The sequence below is a fragment of the Lysinibacillus sp. BS3 genome (assembly GCF_039614735.1).
GTDB lineage: Bacteria > Bacillota > Bacilli > Bacillales_A > Planococcaceae > Lysinibacillus > Lysinibacillus capsici.
In genome coordinates this window covers 778,257-795,212 of the sequence record NZ_CP154860.1, presented here as the reverse complement: position 1 = coordinate 795,212, position 16,956 = coordinate 778,257, and the positions used below count along the sequence as shown (strand labels likewise).

18 protein-coding genes and 1 pseudogene are annotated in these 16,956 nt (G+C 38.6%); 17 read left to right on the top strand and 2 right to left on the bottom strand.

Going from position 1 to position 16,956, the window contains the following annotated elements:
• The first annotated feature begins 171 nt into the window (after window positions 1–171).
• The 4 genes from AAJG31_RS04235 (at window position 172) to AAJG31_RS04220 (ending at window position 2,952) form a co-directional block, all read left to right on the top strand.
• Window positions 172–1,023, top strand: coding sequence for a GNAT family N-acetyltransferase (locus AAJG31_RS04235; RefSeq protein ID WP_279494679.1), 852 nt, complete (start codon window positions 172–174; stop codon window positions 1,021–1,023).
• Window positions 1,024–1,126: 103 nt separating this feature from the next.
• Complete coding sequence (locus tag AAJG31_RS04230; RefSeq protein ID WP_279494680.1) at window positions 1,127–1,660, top strand: GNAT family protein; 534 nt, start codon at window positions 1,127–1,129, stop codon at window positions 1,658–1,660.
• A gap of 160 nt (window positions 1,661–1,820) precedes the next feature.
• Complete coding sequence (locus tag AAJG31_RS04225) at window positions 1,821–2,036, top strand: hypothetical protein (RefSeq protein ID WP_054548789.1); 216 nt, start codon at window positions 1,821–1,823, stop codon at window positions 2,034–2,036.
• Window positions 2,037–2,172: 136 nt separating this feature from the next.
• A complete protein-coding gene (locus AAJG31_RS04220; RefSeq protein WP_279494681.1) occupies window positions 2,173–2,952 on the top strand; it encodes a class I SAM-dependent methyltransferase in 780 nt (259 codons plus the stop codon).
• Window positions 2,953–3,161: 209 nt separating this feature from the next.
• On the opposite strand, the gene AAJG31_RS04215 is transcribed toward AAJG31_RS04220, so the two are convergent.
• A complete protein-coding gene (locus AAJG31_RS04215) occupies window positions 3,162–3,557 on the bottom strand; it encodes a hypothetical protein (protein ID WP_048390581.1) in 396 nt (131 codons plus the stop codon).
• Between the two features lie 192 nt (window positions 3,558–3,749).
• On the opposite strand from AAJG31_RS04215, the gene nagZ reads away from it, so the two are divergent.
• The 7 genes from nagZ (at window position 3,750) to AAJG31_RS04180 (ending at window position 11,979) form a co-directional block, all read left to right on the top strand.
• Window positions 3,750–5,438, top strand: a complete 1,689-nt coding sequence (nagZ, locus tag AAJG31_RS04210) for a beta-N-acetylhexosaminidase (RefSeq protein ID WP_279494682.1) — start codon at window positions 3,750–3,752, stop codon at window positions 5,436–5,438.
• A gap of 66 nt (window positions 5,439–5,504) precedes the next feature.
• Window positions 5,505–6,941 (top strand): helix-turn-helix domain-containing protein, encoded by a 1,437-nt coding sequence (locus tag AAJG31_RS04205; protein WP_279494683.1) that lies wholly within the window; start codon window positions 5,505–5,507, stop codon window positions 6,939–6,941.
• 202 nt (window positions 6,942–7,143) lie between these two features.
• Window positions 7,144–7,851: a purine-nucleoside phosphorylase gene (deoD, locus tag AAJG31_RS04200; protein WP_054548784.1), complete on the top strand. Its 708-nt coding sequence runs from the start codon at window positions 7,144–7,146 to the stop codon at window positions 7,849–7,851.
• A gap of 62 nt (window positions 7,852–7,913) precedes the next feature.
• Entirely contained in the window at window positions 7,914–9,095 is a 1,182-nt protein-coding gene (locus AAJG31_RS04195) for a NupC/NupG family nucleoside CNT transporter (RefSeq protein ID WP_048390691.1), read from the top strand.
• A 169-nt stretch (window positions 9,096–9,264) separates the two neighbouring features.
• A complete protein-coding gene (locus AAJG31_RS04190; RefSeq protein WP_279494684.1) occupies window positions 9,265–9,693 on the top strand; it encodes a hypothetical protein in 429 nt (142 codons plus the stop codon).
• Window positions 9,694–9,858: 165 nt separating this feature from the next.
• Complete coding sequence (locus AAJG31_RS04185; protein WP_054548782.1) at window positions 9,859–10,797, top strand: rhodanese-related sulfurtransferase; 939 nt, start codon at window positions 9,859–9,861, stop codon at window positions 10,795–10,797.
• A 288-nt stretch (window positions 10,798–11,085) separates the two neighbouring features.
• Window positions 11,086–11,979, top strand: a complete 894-nt coding sequence (locus AAJG31_RS04180) for an SDR family oxidoreductase (RefSeq protein ID WP_054548781.1) — start codon at window positions 11,086–11,088, stop codon at window positions 11,977–11,979.
• A 166-nt stretch (window positions 11,980–12,145) separates the two neighbouring features.
• Here the strand turns inward: AAJG31_RS04180 and AAJG31_RS04175 are convergent, their stop codons facing one another.
• On the bottom strand, window positions 12,146–12,637 hold the full coding sequence (locus tag AAJG31_RS04175; RefSeq protein ID WP_279494688.1) for a DinB family protein: 492 nt from the start codon (window positions 12,635–12,637) through the stop codon (window positions 12,146–12,148).
• Between the two features lie 227 nt (window positions 12,638–12,864).
• Here AAJG31_RS04175 and AAJG31_RS04170 point away from each other — a divergent pair, with 227 nt between their 5' ends.
• From AAJG31_RS04170 to AAJG31_RS04145, 6 genes and pseudogenes are all read left to right on the top strand, one after another.
• Window positions 12,865–13,080: a helix-turn-helix transcriptional regulator gene (locus tag AAJG31_RS04170; RefSeq protein ID WP_279494689.1), complete on the top strand. Its 216-nt coding sequence runs from the start codon at window positions 12,865–12,867 to the stop codon at window positions 13,078–13,080.
• Window positions 13,070–13,561 carry a hypothetical protein gene (locus tag AAJG31_RS04165; RefSeq protein ID WP_279494690.1) on the top strand — a complete coding sequence of 164 codons (492 nt, stop codon included), beginning with the start codon at window positions 13,070–13,072 and terminating at the stop codon, window positions 13,559–13,561. The genes AAJG31_RS04170 and AAJG31_RS04165 overlap by 11 nt, the downstream gene beginning before the upstream one ends.
• A gap of 164 nt (window positions 13,562–13,725) precedes the next feature.
• A complete protein-coding gene (locus tag AAJG31_RS04160) occupies window positions 13,726–14,319 on the top strand; it encodes a VanZ family protein (protein ID WP_279494691.1) in 594 nt (197 codons plus the stop codon).
• 155 nt (window positions 14,320–14,474) lie between these two features.
• Window positions 14,475–14,786 (top strand): hypothetical protein, encoded by a 312-nt coding sequence (locus AAJG31_RS04155; protein ID WP_054548778.1) that lies wholly within the window; start codon window positions 14,475–14,477, stop codon window positions 14,784–14,786.
• Between the two features lie 521 nt (window positions 14,787–15,307).
• Window positions 15,308–15,523: pseudogene (tnpA, locus tag AAJG31_RS04150) on the top strand (IS200/IS605 family transposase); the annotation flags it as partial.
• Window positions 15,524–15,572: 49 nt separating this feature from the next.
• Window positions 15,573–16,927, top strand: a protein-coding gene (locus AAJG31_RS04145; RefSeq protein WP_139111235.1) for an IS3 family transposase whose coding sequence is annotated in 2 segments (ribosomal slippage) — window positions 15,573–16,026 and window positions 16,026–16,927 — 1,356 coding nt in all. Because the reading frame shifts where the segments join, the coding sequence is not laid out codon by codon here.
• Window positions 16,928–16,956 lie beyond the last annotated feature (29 nt).

Sequence of the window (16,956 nt, the reverse complement as noted above, 5' to 3'; positions counted from 1 at the left end):
TTTATATGCTTGAAGTAGGAGTGCATAGTCTAGCAACTATTATAGGCTATTTTACAATAATTATATAGTAATAATTGCTAAAGCTAAGAGATATTGCTTGTATATGGAAGGGGAATTTTGTAAAATGGAACATATGTTCTTTTAAATTTGAATGACAGAGGGTGTATCTAATTGAATTTTGAGCTAACTTTATTTACTTCTAGTGATATTCAGGGATTAATCGAGCTATCAGCTTCCGTTGGATGGGATTACGATGCCTACGAAATTGAAACGATTATGGCAGCAGGTAGAATAGTTGGACATAAAAATATGGAAGGAAAAATTGTTTCCAGTGCAGCCATTATTCCCTACGACACAAATGTAGCTTCCATTGGCATGGTGATTGTACATGAGCAATGCAGAGGTTTTGGCTTAGGTAGAATCGTTACACAAGCCTGTATCGATAGTGTTTCAGCGGAAACAGCGATTATGCTCGTAGCTACAAAAGAAGGACAACCTTTATATCAAAAAATGGGCTTCACGACTGCTGAGCATGTACATAAATATTTGGCAGACAAATATGTTGAGACGACCAGCAAAGCCGATTTTTTAGGCACCATCAAAGAATTTCAAGAACAGGATTTTGAACAGCTGGCCAAACTTGACGCAGCAGCCTTTGGGGATAGTAGAAGAATCTTTTTGCGTAAAAGAATACAGCAGTCACAGCGCTGTGTTGTTGTCAAAAATCAAGACAACCAAATGATTGGCTATGGCTTAACGATCGCGGGGCCAATTTATCTACTTTTAGGACCAATCGTCGCGCCAAGTAAAGAAATAGCACATCATATTATCAATGAATTGGCTAAGGGCTATCAGGGAAAATTACGTATCGACTGTCCATCTGTTCAAAAGGAGCTTGGTCCAATTTTACAACAAAGTGGTTTTACGATGGCTGCCACGCCACCTGTCATGATCCGTAATGCCAAAAAAATACCTCCAAGAAATCAAACATTATATGCTCTAGCAGCACAAGCTTTCGGGTAATCAAACGTGCAAGCCTACTCTGGGGTTTGCACGTTTGTATTGTCAAAAAAGGATTTTGAAGGAAGAGTAGAGAATGATATGGATGGTAGAGGAGGGGAACAGCATGTTTCCAGAATTAGAAACAGCAAGACTTAGGTTAAGAGAACTCACAGAGGAGGATGTTCCTGCGATTTTTCGTTGCTTTTCCAATGAGGCTTTAACACGCTATTATGGGCAGGAGCCTTTTGCTGACACACAGCAGGCTGAGCAGTTAATTAAGCAATTTGCTAAAAATTTTGAGGAAAAGCGTGGGATTCGTTGGGGAATTGAACGAAAAGATTCGAGTGAAGTGATTGGTACAGTTGGCTTCCATTTATGGTCGGCGGCACATCAACGAGCAGAAATTGGCTATGAAATTCATCCTGATTACTGGCGGCAGGGTTATACAAAAGAAGCTGTGCAGAAAGTAATTGCATATGGTTTTGGGGATATGAACTTAAACCGGATTGGAGCCGTTGTTTTTTTAGAGAATGAGGCATCTTCCAAGCTTTTAATTCAGCTTGGATTCCAACAGGAAGGCATATTGAGGGACTATATGTATCAAAAGGGACAAGCACATGATACATTTATCTATTCTTTGTTAAAAAAAGATGAATAACATAGCTTTAGCGCTTTTATAGAATAATCATTTACTTGGAAATGGATAATAAATAATAATTTAGATGGAGTTTTGAGGCTGCTTTTTTCGGTTATAGTTCTTATATGAACAACAATTCATAAGTTCGTGTAAAAAAGTAACAGATGAGGGGCTGGGTGTTATGGAGCAATATAGCACAGCTTATTTTCAAAAGCTAGATTTACTGTCAAGCTTATACGCGGGACAGGCTGCTTTAAAGGATTCCCTTCCAACAGAGAAGGTCAAGCGGATGGAGCGCTATCAACAAATTGAAGCGGCGATTACAAAACTAAATAACGAAATTAGAATAATTGAACGGACCATATTAAAGTCCTCCCATCCTACTAGAAATAGTTAATGGTAGCTCAACCCATGCATATCCCAGCATGGGTTTTTCGTTTGATAAGGTAAGCTTATGTATTTTTATAATAATTATAGATTTTTCTTATGGGTGATCTACTAGTACACTAAAATAAAAGGGGAGGGTGAAGAGAATGGGGATTGATTTCCATAATCAGCAACATCGTACGTCTTATACAACTAGACAGGCAGATAGCTCATGGAAGGCAGCGTTAGCGAAACATATTCCTTTTCATAGTATGGGAAAGGCAGTAGATATCGGCTGTGGCGGAGGGATTTATGCCAAGGCACTTGTCGATATGGGGGTGGCATCTGTAACAGGTGTAGACTTTTCACTAGCCATGCTAGACGGAGCGAAAGAAAATTGTCGAGCATATCCGCAAATCACATTTGTGCAAGGAAATGCTTTCAATACAGGGCTTGCAGGGGATACTTTTGATATCGTGCTTGAACGAGCCTTAATTCATCATATGCAAGATGTCAAAGCATGCTTTCAAGAGGCATTTCGGCTTTTACAGCAAGGCGGTTATTTTATCGTACAGGATCGCACCCCAGAGGATTGCTTACTTCCAGGGGATGCTCATCATATAAGGGGCTATTTCTTTGAAAGTTTTCCTTCGCTTATTCAAAAGGAAGTAGAGCGCAGACACACTAGTCAGTTGGTGACAGAAAGCTTACAAGAAGTAGGCTTTCAAGAAATTAGTGGACTCAAACTATGGGAGACGAGACAGGTCTATGCTAATAAGGAGCAATTATTGGCTGATTTACAAGGTAGAGTGGGGCGTAGTCTATTGCATGAATTGAATGACAACCAATTATCGACCCTTCTTGAGGATATAAGGAATGCGATCACCACTGAAGGTTCCATCATTGAAAAGGATCGATGGACAATTTGGATCGCCAAGAAAAAATAATAACCACCTTCTGGAGAGGATCAAACCTCTCCATTTTTATTCGATTGCAGCATCAAAATCTTACTCCGCTTTCTCAGAGCTATCCGTCAATTCACAGGATCTATCCGCCACTTTTAACTTTCTATCCATCACTTTAGGATTGCTATCCACTACTTTGCACATTTTATCCGCTTTCCCAGAGAAAACTCTTATGGCATCACTATAAGGGATTATTTAGCAAGTGCTAGCAAAAATTCATCGCGGTCTGCTTCTTCCTGCATTTTACTATCGACAAGCATTGCACCTGATTGAACACTTGTGATGTCGTTGTCTACCAGAAACTGTACATTGACCTTGGCTACTTCATTGTTCACCGTGCAATCACCCTCAAACTCTACAACATCCTGTCCCTTTTGTGTTTCAAAATAGACCCAATATGGATTTTCACAGGCAGAGGCAAAGGCACTCTCCAAAGTTTTTGCGCTATTTTCATAGGAATAGTTTTTTACGTATGTAATATATTCATTGTCTGTAATATCCTTTTGTGGACCATAGAAGTACCAAAATACCGCTAAGATACCGATTGGCACAATCCACAGTATATTTCTTTTACTTAATTTCCCCATGTGTTATATCCCCCTTTATGTGAATATTTTAACATCTTCTTTTGCATTTTTGCTAGCTTACGATAATATTTTCTATTGAAGGCTGCGATTCTGTTCACAGCGTGAGCTTTGAATTCAGGTGGCAGTTATGATAACGTTAGTTGATAGATTTGTTTCGATGTCGCCAAATGGCTTGGTGAAGGAGGTTTTTACATGCATAAAAGAAGACGTGGTGTGCTGCTAGTTCTTGTGCTGATGTTAATGGGTCTAGCCTTTTTTATCGGCATGAAAGTGAGGCCAGTCACACTACCGACTAGAAATCCTGAGACAACGCCCGTTCAAGAGGATGCGTCCGAACAGGAAGGTGGTTCAGACAATATAGAGGTCCTCATTCAGGATATTGCTCAATTCGCGCGAGAAGGAAAAGTACCTGATGTGCCATTTGCAGCAGGAGATACAGAACAACAAGCGGTTCGTGAGCAATGGGGAGAACCGCAGCAGGTCACGGAATCCGCCAATGGACAATATGAGGATTATGAGGATGTGACGATTGGTTATCGAGGTTCACTGGCCTTCGATATCCGTTCATCGAAAGAGAATATCAAAAGCATTCGTTTAGCAGATATTAAAAATAAGTTGGGTGAACCTGATGAAGTTCGTTACTATCAGGATCCTTCAACCGATCAAATTATTCTTGTCTACCAAGTAAATGCCAGCTATCAATTAAAGTGGATTTTACCGAAACCGATTGACAGTGATGCCAATCCTACTGTTCATCATATTTCGGTCTATACGGAACTGAAGCCACAAGCGCCAGATACGGTGGAACAAATGACATTGGACGAGAAAATCGGTCAAATGATGTTTGCAGGTGTTTCAGGTACGACGCTTCAGCAGGAGACAATAAGCCTTATTCAAAAGGCTAAAGTAGGTGGTTTAATTCTTTATGGCAATAATCTTGAAACACCCCAGCAAACGGTCACATTGATGAATGACTTAATGGCTGCCAATTCGAATAATCAGCTACCACTTTTCCTTGGCACTGACCAAGAGGGTGGCAAAGTAGTCAGATTACCAGGCGCTTTAAAAAATTTCCCAACGAACCGAAAAATTGGGGACATTAACCAATCCAAGTTTTCATTTGAAGTAGGCCAATTATTAGGGGAGCAATTAAAGGCATTTGGCTTCAATCTGGACTTTGCGCCTGTATTAGATGTCAATAGCAATCCGAATAATCCAATTATCGGGGATCGTTCGTTTTCCAATGATCCAGCTATCGTCAGCAAATTGGGTATTCAAACAATGAAGGGTCTGGAGTCGGAGCAGGTTATTCCTGTCGTGAAGCATTTCCCTGGGCATGGTGACACATCTGTGGATTCCCACTTAGAATTGCCAAAGGTGACAAAAAGCTTGAACGATTTGAATCAGCTAGAGCTTGTCCCATTTAAAGAGGCCATTAACAATGGTGCAGATGTCGTCATGGTCGCACATATTTTATTGCCAAAGATCGATCCCCAGTATCCTTCCTCCATGTCGAAGGAAATTATCACGGGTACGCTAAGAAAGCAACTGGGCTTTGACGGTGTTGTGATGACTGATGATATGACGATGAAGGCCATCACGAATCATTATGCGATCGGGCAAGCAGCTGTCGATTCAATCAAGGCTGGTAGTGATATTATTTTAATCGCTCATGAATATGCCAATATTACAGCAGCTATAGAAGCGGTGAAGGTAGCCGTCAGCAATGGGGAAATAACAGAGGAACGCATCAATGAAAGTGTCCAAAGAATCCTAAAACTAAAAGAAAAATATCAGCTTGTCAATCAGCCCGTGCCAGCAGTTGATATCAACAAGCTTAATACGGACATCGAAAAAGTTTTGAATACGTATATGAAATAAACGCAAAAAGGGACATACAGCTACCAGTGTATGTTCCTTTTTGTGAATGATGGATAGGGTGAGAACGTGGATAAGGAATTCAAATTAGCTAGTCAATTATTACTGTTACTAGATTCTGAACAAAGATGGTTTACTTTAGGGGAGGTTGAAAAAAGCTTACATATTTCAGATAAGACCATACGGAAGCTCGTAGAAGAGATCAATCGGCAATTACCAGCAACAATGACGATTGACGTATCTAGAGGAAAGGGAATTTTTCTACAACGAGATGGGCGAAGTACAACCGTTAGTGAAGTGCTTTCGAGCATGTTCAGGCAAACCATCTTCTATCGCTTCATGCACTTATTGTTTATCAATGGGCAACCTTATTCGATGGAGGAGCTAGCAGAGGCGATGTTTATGAGCACTTCCTCGTTGAAGAAGCTGATTACGCAACTAAATAATCATGATTTGAAGCCGTATAAGCTACGCATTACATACTCGACGCCCGCCGTAAAGGGAAATGAATTGAATATCCGCTATTTTTATTGGAAATTATATGGTGATGCCTATGAGTATACAGGATGGCCATTTACCAATAGTGACTTTGATTTTATCAATCAATGCATCACGCAAATAGAGCATGAGCAAAACATTGTTTATTTTATTAACTCCAAAAGGAAATTATCCTTTTTAGTGGCGATTGTCTTGGAAAGAGTACGAAAGGGGAACTATGTCAAAATTACGGAGGATGATTACGCCTGGGAAAGAGGAATGTTCTATTTGCCAGTAAAAGACTTTGCACAGGCACTGGAAGAAAAATTTTCGATTGAATTACCAAAGCGTGAATTGTTTTTTATGCAATCTCTATTTAGTCTAAGCCAATATCATTATTATGAAGGATCAGACATGACGCCAATGAAGGAAATCGAATTATATAAAAATAAAGAAATTGATCAAATGGCGCAGCAGTTGTTCACCTTATTGGCAAAGGCTTACCCTAATCTACATATGAATGAGCGGTTTAGCTTGGAGGTATATGAGTTTTTAGACAAGCTTTTAATCGATAATGCCATCCCTGAGTGGCTGATGATTTCAAAAAGTAATTTAACAAACTATGTTCAAATTGAATGTCAGCAAATTTACCAAGATATGCAGGTCTGTATGCAAACATGGAAAAAAGCGTACCCTTCTATCCTGTATAATGACTTTCATTTAACCAAGCTTACCTTGCTTGTTCGTTCAGGGCTACGTTATAAAAGTAAACGAGCCTTCTTGGTTATTGGAGAGGAATTTTCAATCCGCCATTATATCGCCAATTTAATCAAGAATGAAATTGGGGACCAGCTGATTATTAATACCTCTATTATGAAGGGGTTAACGGATGAGATGGTACAGCAGCATCACATTGATTTTGTCATAAGTAATTTTCCCGTTGCCTTAACGACAGTGCCGGTTGTTATTATATCTACGATTCCTACCAAAAGGGACTTAGATAATATTCGTCAAGAATTGCTTCGGTAATTTGGTCAATTATTTCCCGTACACAACGTAACAATCTGGTCTAGTTTGTCAGGATTATTAAACCTTATACTCATAGTAGTTTCTGAACAGATTTCTTGTAAAAGAAGTAGTTTCGGAAATGGCTGTGGGTATTTTTATTGGTAAATGAAAACGGTTACCTAATTGGATTGGAGATAAATGACAAGTTTTTGGAGGAATGAAAATGAGTAGACATTTAGGAGCAAAAAAGGGAGAAATAGCTGAGCGTGTCTTGCTGCCTGGAGACCCTTTACGTGCAAGATTTGTAGCAGAGCATTTTTTAGAGAATGTCTATTGCTATAACGAAGTAAGAGGAATGTATGGGTATACAGGAACGTTCAAAGGTGTACCGATTTCCGTGCAGGGGACGGGCATGGGGAATCCATCGATGAGTATATACGGTACTGAATTGGTCAACGATTATGGCGTGAAAAAATTGATTCGTATTGGCACATGTGGCGCGATGCAAAAGGACATTCAAATCCGCGATATCATTCTAGCCCAAGCAGTGTCTTCAGACAGCAATTTGACGGAGAAAATTTTCTACGGCAATAATTACGCACCAATTGCGGATTTTTCCTTATTAATGAAAGCGTTTCAACGAGCGCAAGGGAAAAAAGGCAATGTGTTTGTTGGCAATATTTATAATTCAGATGAATTTTATCGTGAAACATTAGACAGGCTTCATAAGTTTATGGAATTCGGTGTTTTAGGGGTAGAAATGGAAAGCACCGCCCTCTATACGTTAGCCGCAAAATATGGAGTAAAGGCATTGTCTATTTTGACGGTAGGTAGTCAACTATTAACAAATGAAAGCTTAACGCACGAGGAAAGTGAAAAATCCTTTTTTGATATGGTGGACATTGCTCTTCATACAATCATCGATGCGTAAGGGATTGCATGGGATGGGAAGAAAAAGCATTTGAAAACATTGTTCGTTACGGAGGGGACAGCATGCATTATATTATTTCGATAGTAGGTCTACTACTCGTGCTATTTTTAGCATGGCTTGCAAGTAATAATAAGAAAAAGATTAAATACCGCCCAATCATTGTGATGATTGTTATCCAGCTTGTTTTAGGGTTTCTATTACTGAAAACAGGTATTGGGGAATTTTTAATTAAAGGATTTGCTGATAGCTTTGCAAAACTACTTGAATATGCCAATGAGGGCACAAATTTTGTATTTGGTGGGATGGCGAATGAGGGTGCACATACATTTTTCCTCTATGTTTTAATGCCAATCGTATTTATGTCAGCCATCATCGGCATATTGCAACATTATAAAATTCTACCGTTTATGATTAAATATATAGGTTTCGTATTAAGTAAAATCAATGGCATGGGAAAACTAGAATCCTATAATGCGGTTGCAGCGGCAATCGTAGGGCAAAATGAAGTATTCATTTCAGTGAAAAATCAAATCGGCTTTTTACCAAAGCATCGGCTTTATACCTTATGTGCTTCTGCGATGTCAACGGTATCGATGTCCATTGTGGGCTCTTATATGACGATGCTAGAGCCAAAGTATGTAGTGGCAGCTCTCATATTAAACTTGTTTGGTGGTTTTATCGTGGCCTCAATCATTAACCCGTATGAAGTACAAGCGGAGGAAGATATAATCGAAGTGCAAGAAGGTGAAAAGCAAACGTTTTTTGAAATGCTAGGCGAATACATTATGGACGGTTTTAAGGTAGCCATCATCGTCGGGGTTATGTTAGTAGGCTTTGTAGGGTTAATTGCCCTCATTAATGGTGTGTTTGATGGCATTTTCGGTATCACATTCCAAGGTTTCCTAGGCTATGTCTTTGCCCCAATTGCGTTTGTCATGGGTGTACCTTGGCATGAAGCTGTGAATGCAGGGAGTATCATGGCGACAAAGCTTGTGGCAAATGAATTCGTTGCCATGCTGGACTTCGTTAAAATCCAAGATAGCTTCAGTGAGCGTACAGCAGCGATTGTCTCTGTATTCCTCATATCCTTTGCTAACTTTGGCTCAATTGGTACCATTGTAGGTGCCGTAAAAGGGTTAAATGAAAAGCAAGGCAATGTAGTGGCACGCTTTGGATTAAAATTGCTATACGGTGCCTCACTTGTAAGTGTTCTATCAGCCATCATTATTGGGATTGTGTTTTAAAGAAAAGAAATGAGAGGTGCATATTTTAGGCGTATCAATCCCTAAAATATGCTTTTTTTTGATCTTTTGTCAGGTGAGAAACATTGTAACTTTCTTCCATGATTTTCGTTTGATCTATTAAGAGGTTGAATTGTACCAGCAGTAAAAATTTATAAGGGGAAGGATAAGAATGAAAACTTTCTATCATTGTTTAATCATGTGGATACCTTTTATAGTGCTGTTTGCCTTAGCTGGATTTGGCTTAGAAGTTTTAGAAGGAAGAAAAATCAGGACATCAGAATATATGACGGGATTTCGTGATTTAGGCGTTGGTTATATGTTCTTAATGGGCTCTTTTGCTTTTATTCTCTATCCGATTTCGTTTTTACCGTTAACATTTATTGTGAGTCGTTTTATGAAAAATTGGCTGTTCAAAGTGGTTACCTTCACTTTATTTGGTGGGGCAATAGGGGCTTTTTCTTTCGTAATCATTTATGATTCGCGATTTATAGAAGAATATAATTTAAGTATTATCAATTCGATGCTTATTTTTGGTATTGCGAGTTTACTCTATGCTTTAGTAGAAAATGCGGTGAAGAAAAAAATAAAATTTGTTTAACGAATGAATGTGTCTTTTTTTATCTAGCGGCATATGGAAAATTATTCCTACTCATTTCAGTCTAATTACCGATAGCATATTAACGGATTATCCTTTATGGTTAATAGGTCGTAAAAGACACTATCAGGAATATCCTGCAAATATTGAAATGATAGGTGGAAAACAATGAATTATCGAGTTTTATTATATTACCATTACACGAAGATTGAAGACCCAGAGACGTTTTCAGCAACGCACTTAGAAATGTGTAAAGAAATCGGTTTAAAAGGTCGTATTTTAGTAGCCAATGAGGGCATTAACGGGACTGTTTCGGGGACGATTGAGCAAACAGAGCAATATATGGCAAACATGCAAGCAGACCCATTATTCGAAGGCATTGTCTTTAAAATTGATGCGGCAGAAGGACATGCATTCAAAAAAATGCACGTTCGCCCACGTCCTGAGTTAGTCAACTTAGGCTTAGAAGAAGACGTCAACCCACATGAATTAACAGGTCGCTACCTGTCACCAGAACAATTCCTTGCTGAAATGCAAGATGAAAATACAGTAGTATTAGATGTGCGTAACACGTATGAATACGATGTCGGCCATTTTCGTGGCGCGATTCGACCAGAGGTGAAAAATTTCCGTGATACACCAGAATGGGTCCGTGCAAACCGTGAGCTATTCGAAGGGAAAAATGTTTTAACATATTGCACGGGTGGTATTCGTTGTGAGAAGTTTTCGGGTTGGATGAAACGTGAAGGCTTTGGCAATGTCGGTCAATTACATGGTGGTGTAGCAACATATGGAAAAGATCCTGTGGCGAAAGGTCAATTATGGGATGGTCAAATGTACGTTTTCGATGAGCGTTTAACGGTGCCAATCAATCAAGTAGAGCATGTGATTGTCGGTCGTGATCACTATGACGGTGAACCTTGTGAACGCTACATTAACTGTGCAAATCCTGAATGTAACAAGCAAATCATCGCATCTGAAGAAAATGAAGCAAAGCATTTAGGTGGCTGTACAATCGAATGTACAAAGCATGCGCGCAATCGCTACATCGTGCGTCACAATTTAACAGAAGAGCAAGTAGCTCAAGCAATTGAGGCGTTAATTTAAACAAACAAAGCGTTATTAAATATCTTTCATAACCTACTTTATAGAGGTTCTTAAAACACTCAATGTAAGTGTTCAAACTATCCATTTCAACAGTGGACTAGTCTGCTCGCTTATATAGGGTGTTTTTTCTTTTGTAAGGAAAATGTAAATGACTCCATCATTGGTAGGAAGGGCGGAAGAAATCTGATGCTGTTTAAAGTAAATGTTCAGAGGGTATTCAACAAAATGTAACAGTGTAAGCACACAAAGTGTTTGTCACTAATTAATCAAAATAGGAGATGATAGCTGATGGGAAACCCACATCTAACCGATCCACGTAAAAAATTTCATACCGAAAAATTCCCAAATCAGGAACAGAACACGCCAGCGCTACAGCATGGAATGATCCCCAAACCTGACTGCGGAGAAGAATCATATAAAGGATACAATCGTTTAGAAGGGCGCAATGCCTTAATTACAGGAGGCGATTCTGGGATTGGCCGTGCTGCCGCTATTGCCTATGCACGTGAAGGAGCCAATGTAGCCATCCAATTCTTCCCTGGTGAAGAGGAAGATGCCAACGTCGTTAAAGAATTAATTGAAAAAGCAGGAAGAAAAGCATTACTGCTACCGTATGACTTGCGAGAAGACGGCACAGCGACAGAGATTGTTACAAAAACCGTAGAAGCCTTTGGCGGATTGGACATTCTTGTATTAAATGCTGCGCAACAGATCGCACAGCCATCCCTAAGTGACTTAACAATTAAACAAGTGCAAGACACTTTCAAAGTAAACATCATCAGCATGTTCGAGACCGTAAAAGCTGCTGAAGAACATTTGGAGCCAGGAAGTGCAATTATCACCACCACATCGGTTCAATCTTTCGATCCATCCTCATCTTTAATGGATTATGCCGCGACAAAAGGTGCAATAAGCAACTTTATGGTATCCCTATCCTCGTACTTTGCTTCTAAAGGTGTTCGTGTCAATGGTGTTGCACCTGGCCCGATTTGGACGCCGCTTCAGCTAGATAACGGGAAATTAGAAGGAGAGATTCCTGAGTTTGGCCAAAATACGCCCCTCGGCCGTGCAGGACAGCCAGTAGAGCTTGCACCCGTTTATGTTCTTTTGGCCTCGGATGAAGGAAGTTATATCACGGGTCAGATTTATGGAGTGACAGGTGGTAAGCCGATAGACTTGTAAACTTACTAAAACCACTCTCGACATTAGTGATGTTCCACTGATTATGGTAGATAAACAGCTTAAGATGGATAATGAAAACGAATTAAATGATATGCCCCCTATAGTTAGTAGTTTGTCTCTAACTTGAGGGGGCATCTGCTTTTCAATCACCAATTGGAATCATCGTTTATAAGTAGGAGCGCTTAGCAGGCCATGAACCTTGTAGTTTACGAAGTTGAACAATTTGTCCTGTATGGTAAGCGTCGTGCAAAAGGATATTTAGATATTGTTGCCAAACTGGAAGAGCGGGACTAGGTTGATCTAATGCCTCTTCTTGCAAGGATGCTAATGAAGATTGTAAGGCTTCATGTACGTGAAGTGTTCGATTCACTGTTTCTTGCCAAGCATCTTCATCATGAGCACCGCCTTGGACAAACGTTTCATCATTATTTTGTGGAGCAACAAATGTCTCATCTTTATGTAAGCGAGAAAGTAAGCGCTCTTTAAAGATTAATAAATGGTTTACATTTTCCCATATCGTATTAGCGGCATTTCCTTCTGGTTGCCAACTAGCTTGCGCAGCAGTAAGATTCTTTAATGCTTCTGATAACGGTGGGTACCATTCCTCTTCGTAAAAAACCTGATTGACTCCATTTTGCAAGAGCTCTTTTTTACTCATTTGGATAACCTCCTTTTTGTAACACTCAAAACATTCCTTACTATTAATTTATCAAATTTTCCAAAAATAGTACATAGTAATAGAATTTTGTTGTTCTTTACTCGACATTGCCATTTCATCTAACTCAAAATCAAATTGTAAAGTTTGCTTGACATACGTAGTGATGTAAAGTAAACTTTACTTAACATTAAATGTATAGTTTGCTTTACATTTATAAAGGAGGCATTATGAAAAACAGAATTCGAGAATTACGAAAATTGAACAAGATTACGCAGGAAGAATTGTCGAAACAAGTTGGCGTTTCACGGCAATCGATCATTGCTATTGAATCAGGCAAATTCAATCCATCCTTAGAGCTTGCCTACAACATTTCCAAAGCGTTCAATAGCACAATTGAAGAAGTGTTTATATTTGAAGAGGGGAGAATGAATAATGGAGATTAATATCTGGGGTATGATTGGATTGTATGGGGGAGTGATTGGTGGACTTCTTGGATGGTGGTTCGGGCGACAGAAAGCTAGAAAAAAAAGAGGTTTAGACGAGCTGTACTATCATATTTGGCAAAAGGCGAGATCCTATTCATGGTATGTGACATTAGGAGCGCTGTATGTTTTCTTTACGTTACTCAATTTTGGAATTGAATTAAGCACTGCTATGGTTTTAGGTATCCTTTTATTAACACACGTAGCGAGTTGGGGAATCATTGGGATTATTTTGACCATCAATATGTCCAGCGCAGCCCCGTTACAGCCCTCGCGTGTGAAGGTGGGCCTATTCGTCTTCATTACGTCCATTATTGTATTCACGATCATCTCGATCCTGACGACAAACTGGCTATTTTTATTATTTAGTATTCCACCTAATTTAATTGCACTTTTTACTGCACTTACTCCGAAGCGAAAAGATTCCGAGGTAACCTACTAAACTTCATACTAATATCGTACCGTTTTTTCCCCTATAGATATGGTGGTCTATGGGGGTGTTTTTTTATATATGACATTAAAAGCATCTAAATGGAAAAATGGTTTTGACTAACATTGTTAAAATAAGTAAAATGATAGTTGTTACAGAATTTGGGAGGTGTTTACTTGCATACAAACTATGTTCTATATAATATTGTTCCTTTCGGATTTTTAGTGTTGTTGGTCTATATTTTTATAGATGTATTTCTTGATTACTTTAGAAAAGAAATCAAGCCTAATCAAAGACGCGTTACTTTATATAGCTTTTTCTTCTATTTACTATGTTTACTTCAAATTAAAGTAGGGGGAATAACACTTTTACCTCTAAATCCAGCAGACAAAAGTAGGAGTTTTATTACAGCTAATGATTGGTTTGGAATTTTTGATAGTATCCACTTCAATATGTATTTGTGGAACTATTCAGCTATAGTTTATAATTTTTTATTATTACTTCCTTTAGGGATATTTTTATGCGTTCTTTTCCATTTTAAAAATAGAAATAAAGCCATTTTTCTAGTGATATTGTGTTGTTTAGGTATAGAGCTTTTACGTCTACTATTAGGGTCGTTTAGTTTAGTTCCTAGGAACATTGGATCTGTAGATGGTATCTACTTGTTATGTAATATACTTGGTGGAATAATTGGTATATTAATAGTGAAAATATTTACGCATATACAAATGAAGCGAAAAGATAAAGTTTATAATGGTAGTTTTAATTGAATAATAGTTTTCGGCAATTGGGCGCGTTTATTTATCAACGTGTCTTTTTCTTTTAAATGGCAATATTGTTGAATAATACAGTTATTTGAAACCTTTCCTACAATTTACCGTTAAGTATTGTTAAACGGCAATACAAATAGAAAGAGGGATTCGTTATGATTGGTTGGCTTAATATTGGCAGTCTCTTACTAGGAATAATCGCTTGGATACTTCCGGTTATTTATCTAATGGGAAATAAAAAACATGAACATTCTAATTGGGGCATCCTTGCCGTTCTCAGCATCAGTGCCTGCGCTATTTCAATTAGTTTTCAGATGTTTTATAATTATCATTTAGTAAAAATTGAGGATTGGACGGCACTCATGGACACGACACGTGCAGTCGTGATAGCCACAGCAGTTCTTCTCATTTTTACATTGCTATTAAATGGCCTTACTTTTATTGTATATCAAAAGAACAAAAAGTAAGATATTCGTTGCCTGTTCGTATGATTGAAATATATTTTTGGTTTTCAGAGAGTGTAATGAAGAGAATGGTAATTTTTGGGCCTTTTTACAATCGGGCGCTTTATTTAGCGAAAATCTACTCTTTCTCGTGAGATGGCTAGAACAAAGGCTATGAAAAAAATAGTATCAATTATTTTTACGAACAGAAAGCTACCGGTTGATGAGAGGTGCATGTAAAACGAGTGAGAATTCATCTTGGAGCTCTGTACCGAAAAGATCATACACCCGTAATCATGTGCGAGAGTATCGTCAAATGACCGTACTTCTTAAGGTAAGTAATGTGAATTGCTTATAAATTAAAGGTGGTAACACGAGTTGAATCGTCCTTTTGGTTAATCCAAAAGGGCGTTTTTTTGTATATTTTGAAAACCCCTTGCTATGCGAGGGGTTCCAAAGAGCTTCTAGCTATGGACAAGAAAAAAACCCCAGCCGTACAATGAAATCAGGTCTGGTCAACCGACTTCGTACGAAAGGGGCTCCAAATGGATAATAAAAGTTTAGCACACACGACATGGAATTGTAAGTATCACATCGTCTTTGCGCCAAAATATAGAAGGCAGATTATTTATGGACAAATCAAAGCAGATATAGGTAGAATTCTTCGCCAGTTATGTGAAAGAAAAGGAGTAGAAATCATTGAAGCCACAGCCTGTCCTGATCACATTCATATGTTGGTGAGTATTCCACCAAAAATGAACTGCTCCCCAAATGTTAGACACATCTAACATTTGGAGGAGCAGTTTTTATATGGCTAAATTTACATCGGAAGAAAAACTACAAGCAGCCTTACGTTACATAAAAGGCAATGAAAGTTCACATGAAATTGCTAAATCTATCGGAACAGATCACAAAGCAATTCTTAATTGGGCGAAACAATATGAGTATAATGGCGTAGAAGCGTTTATAAAGCGATATACAAATTATTCGGCACAGTTTAAACTAGACGTACTAAACTTTATGATTGAAAATGGTACGTCCTTACTTGAAACAGCAGCTATCTTTAAGATAGCTACGCCTTCTACACTTCGTAGTTGGAAAAAGCAATTTAAAACAAAAGGATTCGATGCCCTTCAATCAAGGAAAAAGGGGCATCCATCCATGAAAAAAGAAACGAACAAACAACCAAAACAAGCACCAGTAGAAGGGACACCTGAAGCACTTCAAGCAGAAATCAATCGTCTACGTATGGAAAATGAGTACTTAAAAAAGTTGAACGCCTTAGTTCAAGCCAAGGAAAAATCACCAAAGAAGACAAAGTAAAGGTCATCTATGAATTAAGGCATAAATACTCGGTGAAGGCGCTTGCGAAATTCGCAGGCATTCCACGTAGCACGTACTATGATTTAGTGAAGAAGATGGATCGTCCAGATCCAGATGCCGAGTTAAAGGCCGAAATTCGAGCAATTTATAACGAACACGAAGGTCGTTATGGTTATCGTCGTATTCGTGATGAGCTAGCAAATCGTGGGAAAAAAGTGAATCATAAAAAGGTTCAACGTATCATGAAAGAATTAGGTTTAAAGTGCTTAGTGCGTATGAAGAAATACAAATCTTATAAAGGGACAATCGGTAAGATTGCGCCTAATAGATTGGATCGTAACTTCATAGCAGAAGCACCGAATGAAAAATGGGTTACAGATATTACGGAGTTTAAGCTGTTTGGTGAAAAGCTCTATTTATCACCTATTTTAGACTTATTTAACGGCGAAATTATTACGTACACAATTGGTCATAGACCAACATATTCGCTTGTATCAGAAATGTTGGAGAAGGCACTAGAGAGGTTGCCAGAGGAACATCAATTATTGATGCATTCAGATCAAGGTTGGCATTACCAAATGAAACAATATCGCCACGCCCTTGAATCAAGAGGCATTGTGCAAAGTATGTCACGTAAGGGAAACTGTTATGACAACTCTGTCATGGAGAATTTCTTCGGCATCATGAAGTCAGAATTCCTCTACTTAAAGGAATTTGATAGTGTCGAGCATTTTAAAAAGGAACTTGAAAAGTATATAACGTATTACAACACGAGACGTTTAAAGGCAAAATTAAAACTGAGTCCGGTAGAATACCGAACTCAGTTTACCCAAGCTGCCTAAACGAAATAACCGTGTCTAACTTATAGGGG

What these genes read in the sequence shown, in the direction of transcription:
- AAJG31_RS04215 (WP_048390581.1), bottom strand. Translation starts at nt 3,557, where the DNA reads ATGGGGAAATTAAGTAAAAGAAATATACTGTGGATTGTGCCAATCGGT.
- deoD (WP_054548784.1), top strand. Translation starts at nt 7,144, where the DNA reads ATGAGTAGACATTTAGGAGCAAAAAAGGGAGAAATAGCTGAGCGTGTC.
- AAJG31_RS04185 (WP_054548782.1), top strand. Translation starts at nt 9,859, where the DNA reads ATGAATTATCGAGTTTTATTATATTACCATTACACGAAGATTGAAGAC.
- AAJG31_RS04175 (WP_279494688.1), bottom strand. Translation starts at nt 12,637, where the DNA reads ATGAGTAAAAAAGAGCTCTTGCAAAATGGAGTCAATCAGGTTTTTTAC.
- AAJG31_RS04190 (WP_279494684.1), top strand. Translation starts at nt 9,265, where the DNA reads ATGAAAACTTTCTATCATTGTTTAATCATGTGGATACCTTTTATAGTG.
- AAJG31_RS04165 (WP_279494690.1), top strand. Translation starts at nt 13,070, where the DNA reads ATGGAGATTAATATCTGGGGTATGATTGGATTGTATGGGGGAGTGATT.
- AAJG31_RS04225 (WP_054548789.1), top strand. Translation starts at nt 1,821, where the DNA reads ATGGAGCAATATAGCACAGCTTATTTTCAAAAGCTAGATTTACTGTCA.
- AAJG31_RS04180 (WP_054548781.1), top strand. Translation starts at nt 11,086, where the DNA reads ATGGGAAACCCACATCTAACCGATCCACGTAAAAAATTTCATACCGAA.
- nagZ (WP_279494682.1), top strand. Translation starts at nt 3,750, where the DNA reads ATGCATAAAAGAAGACGTGGTGTGCTGCTAGTTCTTGTGCTGATGTTA.
- AAJG31_RS04170 (WP_279494689.1), top strand. Translation starts at nt 12,865, where the DNA reads ATGAAAAACAGAATTCGAGAATTACGAAAATTGAACAAGATTACGCAG.
- AAJG31_RS04220 (WP_279494681.1), top strand. Translation starts at nt 2,173, where the DNA reads ATGGGGATTGATTTCCATAATCAGCAACATCGTACGTCTTATACAACT.
- AAJG31_RS04230 (WP_279494680.1), top strand. Translation starts at nt 1,127, where the DNA reads ATGTTTCCAGAATTAGAAACAGCAAGACTTAGGTTAAGAGAACTCACA.
- AAJG31_RS04155 (WP_054548778.1), top strand. Translation starts at nt 14,475, where the DNA reads ATGATTGGTTGGCTTAATATTGGCAGTCTCTTACTAGGAATAATCGCT.
- AAJG31_RS04195 (WP_048390691.1), top strand. Translation starts at nt 7,914, where the DNA reads ATGCATTATATTATTTCGATAGTAGGTCTACTACTCGTGCTATTTTTA.